Origin of the sequence: Cecembia sp. (assembly GCF_007126775.1) — a bacterium.
Classification (GTDB): Bacteria; Bacteroidota; Bacteroidia; order Cytophagales; family Cyclobacteriaceae; genus Cecembia.
Genome location: NZ_SLAP01000127.1, coordinates 1 through 4,537 on the forward strand (window position 1 = coordinate 1; position 4,537 = coordinate 4,537).

5 protein-coding genes and 1 pseudogene are annotated in these 4,537 nt (G+C 39.4%); 1 reads left to right on the forward strand and 5 read right to left on the reverse strand.

Annotated features, from left to right (window positions below; genetic code table 11):
• Positions 1-228: pseudogene (locus QZT73_RS08780) on the forward strand (SAM-dependent methyltransferase); the annotation flags it as partial.
• A gap of 1 nt (position 229) precedes the next feature.
• Here the strand turns inward: QZT73_RS08780 and QZT73_RS08785 are convergent.
• The 5 genes from QZT73_RS08785 to QZT73_RS08805 are packed head-to-tail and all read right to left on the reverse strand — an operon-like array spanning position 230 to position 4,459.
• Positions 230-1,201: a glycosyltransferase gene (locus QZT73_RS08785; protein WP_291787686.1), complete on the reverse strand. Its 972-nt coding sequence runs from the start codon at positions 1,199-1,201 to the stop codon at positions 230-232.
• Positions 1,201-2,163, reverse strand: a complete 963-nt coding sequence (locus QZT73_RS08790) for a glycosyltransferase family 2 protein (RefSeq protein ID WP_291783293.1) — start codon at positions 2,161-2,163, stop codon at positions 1,201-1,203. The genes QZT73_RS08785 and QZT73_RS08790 overlap by 1 nt, the downstream gene beginning before the upstream one ends.
• A 3-nt stretch (positions 2,164-2,166) precedes the next feature.
• The gene (locus QZT73_RS08795; protein ID WP_291783296.1) at positions 2,167-2,697 is read right to left on the reverse strand and encodes a DUF4199 domain-containing protein; all 531 of its coding nucleotides are present in this window, start codon (positions 2,695-2,697) and stop codon (positions 2,167-2,169) included.
• 7 nt (positions 2,698-2,704) lie between these two features.
• Positions 2,705-3,214 carry a DUF4199 domain-containing protein gene (locus QZT73_RS08800; RefSeq protein ID WP_291783299.1) on the reverse strand — a complete coding sequence of 170 codons (510 nt, stop codon included), beginning with the start codon at positions 3,212-3,214 and terminating at the stop codon, positions 2,705-2,707.
• 3 nt (positions 3,215-3,217) lie between these two features.
• Complete coding sequence (locus QZT73_RS08805) at positions 3,218-4,459, reverse strand: dihydroorotase (RefSeq protein ID WP_291787688.1); 1,242 nt, start codon at positions 4,457-4,459, stop codon at positions 3,218-3,220.
• Between the last annotated feature and the right edge of the window lie 78 nt (positions 4,460-4,537).

Here is a 4,537-nt window from a genome sequence, read left to right on the forward strand (position 1 = left end):
CTAGAGACCACTTTGGAAGACAAAACCATCAGAGATCCTGCGGAAAGAGAAAGGCTTTTTGGACAAAGGGATCATGTTCGGAAATATGGGAAAGATTATGCCGAAAGATTGAGCCAGTCTGGATTAAAAGTAGAAGAAAATAATTTTGTCAAAAGTCTGGATAAAACATCGATTGAGAAACATGCCCTTCCTGAAAATGAGATCATCTTCTTTTGTTCAAAAGGCTGAATTATCCATCTTTCTCCTGAAATGTTTTGGACCAGCAGGCTGTTATCAGGCCAAGGCCATAAGCACTCAATTGACCAAAAGAGGTAAAAATTGACAATAACCCTACTTTGATGGATTTTTCTTGAATACTGGCATCCAAAAATACCAAGAGCAACCAGATTCCGTAAAGACCCATGAGCCATTTATAAAGAGACATTGCCAGTAATAGAAATAAAACAGCAAGCATCCATCCTCCCAAAAAAAAGGAAGGCATAAAATGAATAAATTGGAGCGCTTCTGGATGGAACCTGCTTACATGCACTCTGTTTTGACCAAAAGAATAACTTTGGTCTAAGAAACTCTTCCATGAGTTTCTCCTCCTATGGTAAACATAGGCCTCTTCCACCAACTCCAAATGGAAACCTGCTTTCTTTAAGCGCAAAGACAACTCGATATCCTCTGCCCTGTTAGGGTCTATGAACCCACCGACAGTATCAAAAACCTTTTTTGAAAAGCCCATATTATAGCCTCTTGCCTGGTATTTTTCGGGTGCTTTCATTTTACCCCTAATCCCTCCAGTGGTAAGAAAGGCTGTCATGCTGTAATTGATGGCCTTTTGAAAGGCTGAAAAGTCGGAAGCAGCTGCATCAGGTCCACCATGTGCATCAAGATTGCGATCTTTTATCGCCTTTTTCAGTGATTTCAGGTAACCTAAAGGGATAATACAGTCTGAATCAAAAAACACAAAATATTCCCCTTTGGCCTTTTCCATTCCAAAATTCCTGGCAAATCCCTGACCTACGTTTTTAATGAAAAAATAGTGGACATCTAACTGGTTTTTATAGTTAAGAATACAATCATCACAAGTGAATGCAGAACCATCTTCGACAATGATCACCTCAAAATCCTGATATTCCTGCAATTGCAGGCTATCTAAAAGCATCTTGATTTCCTGAGGCCGATTATAAACAGGTATGATGATGGAAAAAAACATCAGTCCTTGAAATTCAATTCCTCATCTATATTGTAATCTGCTTTCTTATTATTATTGGAAGCCATAATTTCAGCTAAAAAGCCGGTCAAAAACAATTGTGCTCCAACAATTAGTGCCACCAAAGCAAGGAAAAACAGGGGTTGGTCGGTAATATCTCTCACTACTAAGCCTTTGGAAATTCCTCTTATTTTTTCAAAAATAAGCCAGACAGTTATTACAAATCCTGTTAAAAAAGATATCGTTCCCAAAGAACCAAAAAAATGCATGGGTTTACGCTTGTACCGGTTGACGAAAGAAACGGAAATCAGGTCAAGAAACCCATTGATAAAACGCTCCCAGCCAAACTTGGTCACGCCGTATTTCCTGGCCTTATGATCCACTACCTTTTCTCCAATCTGGTTAAAGCCATTCCATTTGGCAATCAAGGGGATATAACGGTGCATTTCTCCATAGATATGAATGTTTTTAACCACTTTGTTTTTGTATGCCTTTAAGCCACAATTAAAGTCATGCAGCTTTATCCCCGATATGACCCTGGTTACCCAGTTGAAAAATTTGGATGGAATGGTTTTACTGATAGGATCTTTTCTTTTTTTCTTCCATCCAGAGACTACATCAAAATTTTCGGCGGTGATCATCCTATAGAGTTCAGGAATTTCATCCGGACTATCCTGAAGATCAGCATCCATAGTAATCACCACTTCTCCTAAGGCCTTTGAAAAGCCCATATCCAAGGCTGCCGACTTGCCATAATTCCGGGTAAAACTGATTCCTTTTACTGCTGGATTTTCCGCAGACATTTGCTGGATAGACTGCCAGGAATTATCCTTACTCCCGTCATTGATGAAAATGATTTCATAAGAAAAGGAATACTCCTCCATAACTTTCCTGATCCAATCATGCAGTTCTGGAAGAGACTCCTCTTCATTGAAAACAGGTATAATGACAGATATCTGTAACATGAATCAATACGTGTTATCCTCCTTTTTCTGAATGATCGCTGCTACGATCATGCCAATGATCAATGCGCCTATCATGACATTCATAAAGGTAGAAATACCCAAAAATTCCGGAGTTTGGAAAAACTTGACAAACTCAGGGAGATCATCTGGATCTACCTGCCCGCCCCCAAATCTTTCCTGTATTTCTGATTGGGCTTCAAGGACCCTTTCCATATAATTGGTGTCTATGAATTTGATATAGAGGTAAACCCCTACCGAACGGATTGCTCCCCCAATCAATCCTGCCAGCATTGCAATGCCAAAACCTTGGCCAAAGGTTATAAAACCTTTATTGCTATCCTTGAATTCCTTGCCTGCAAGAAAATAAATAGTAAAGGCAAGTCCGATTGTAACCAAAAATACAACTGCCTGTACGGCAATACCCTTAGTTCCAAGATCAAACATGGTAACGGCCAAACTTAATATCAAGCCTGCCAATCCATAAATCAGTCCCCATTTTTTTCCGGAGTCCGTAGTAGTCATTGTTTCTTCCATCGTGTTTTTAATAATTTTTCCTTAAAATAATTGAAATAATAATTGTGAAAAAGAGGCCAAAAGCAATTTTGAAAATCAAATCAGTTATGGCAATGTCATATACAGACAAGGTAAGCATTTGTTCATACGTTCTTTCAAATGATGCTTGGCCTAGTCTGCTGATGATTTCTTCTTTTTTCTCAGCCAATATCTGCATCATATTGGCCTTGATCGCTTCAAAAAGCTTTGGTGAAAATACCAAACCCAAGTAAATACCCAAAAAAGTCACAAATGCATTGATGGCATAAATTAGGAACCCAATGCTCATCCCCTCTGCAAAACTGAGCTTATTTTGATTTAGCTTAAAGCGGTAGAAATAAATGCCAGCCCCTACAAATAAGGGGGTAATTGCAAAACTGAACACTTTACTGAACAATGTGGGATCAGGGGTGAAAAAGGTGGCCATATAAAAAGCAAAAATAGAGAAAACCGCAGCCAACAGTCCTATTTTATAGAAATAACCAAAATATTGCTTCATGAATCAGAGTTTTACAAAGCGTTCGCCATTTATAAGGAATTTGACTTTGCCCTTCACTGTTGTTCCATACCAGGGGTGGTTTGCAGAAAGAGAAAGATTGCTGCGCTTATCATACTGCCAGGTTTCTGAGGGGTCAAACACAGTGATTTCAGAAAGGCTCATTTCTTTTACTTTTAGTACCCTTAAAGGACCAGAAGTGATTTTTCCAATTAACAAAGGCCAGTCCAATTCATCTGACAACTTTACCAGGCCTGGCAGGAAAGTCTGCAATCCAATCATACCCGGCTGTGCCAAATCAAATTCCATGTGTTTGGCATCGAAATCCTGTGGCTGATGATTGGATACAATGGCGTCAATGGTGCCATCCTTCAAACCTTCTATCAAGGCTGCTCTTTCCTCTTTTCCCCGAAATGGAGGCACCACTTTCAGGTTTGCGTCAAAACCAGAAAGGTCTTCATCAAGAAAAAGCAATTGATAAATAGAAACATCTGCAGTAACCTTCAATCCTTCTTTTTTAGCCTTTCGTACACTTTCCACGGCGGCACCTGTACTCAAAGTCTGGAAATGAACAGAACCTCCGGCGTAACGCAATATTTCAAGATTCTTTTGAATGGCAATATCTTCGGCAATATTGGGAATCCCCTTCATACCGATTCGAGTAGATACTTCACCTTCATGCATTTGTCCAAATAGTGACAAAAGGGGCTCATAGCTGTGATCAAACAGAACTCCATCAAATTTTTGCAGGTATTGAAGCACCTTCATTAACCTGTCCGGATTGGAAAGTGGATTTAGTCCATCTCCAAATATGTTAACACCTTGATGGTGCAGGTCAAGAATATCCGTAAAATCCTCTCCTTTACAGTCTTTGGTTGCCGCCGCATTGACAATCAATTCGGTAGTCCAATGTTCTGATTTGGTTTTTAAAAACTGTATTTCATTTTTTGTCTGTACGGCAGGATGGGTATTGGGTAAAACCACTGCTTTGGTAAAGCCACTATATGCCAACAATTCACCCAGGCTTTCAAGTGACTCTTTGTGCTCTTCTCCTGGTTCAGCGGTAACACACCTGAGGTCAATCCATCCCCTCGAAGCCATCATTCCCGAACAATCTATGGATTCATCAATTTCTTCATTGAAGTTCTCAGGCTTTTCAAAGATTTCAAATCCATTATAAATATAGTCTCTTGGAGAATTAACGGATTTTTCGTCAATGAATCGTAAAGATCGAAGCAATTTGGCCATGTTGAAAAACGTTTGCACAAAACTGCAATATTATTCTAAAAAAAGGAAATGAAGCAGGGAATTAGATGGATTAATCCA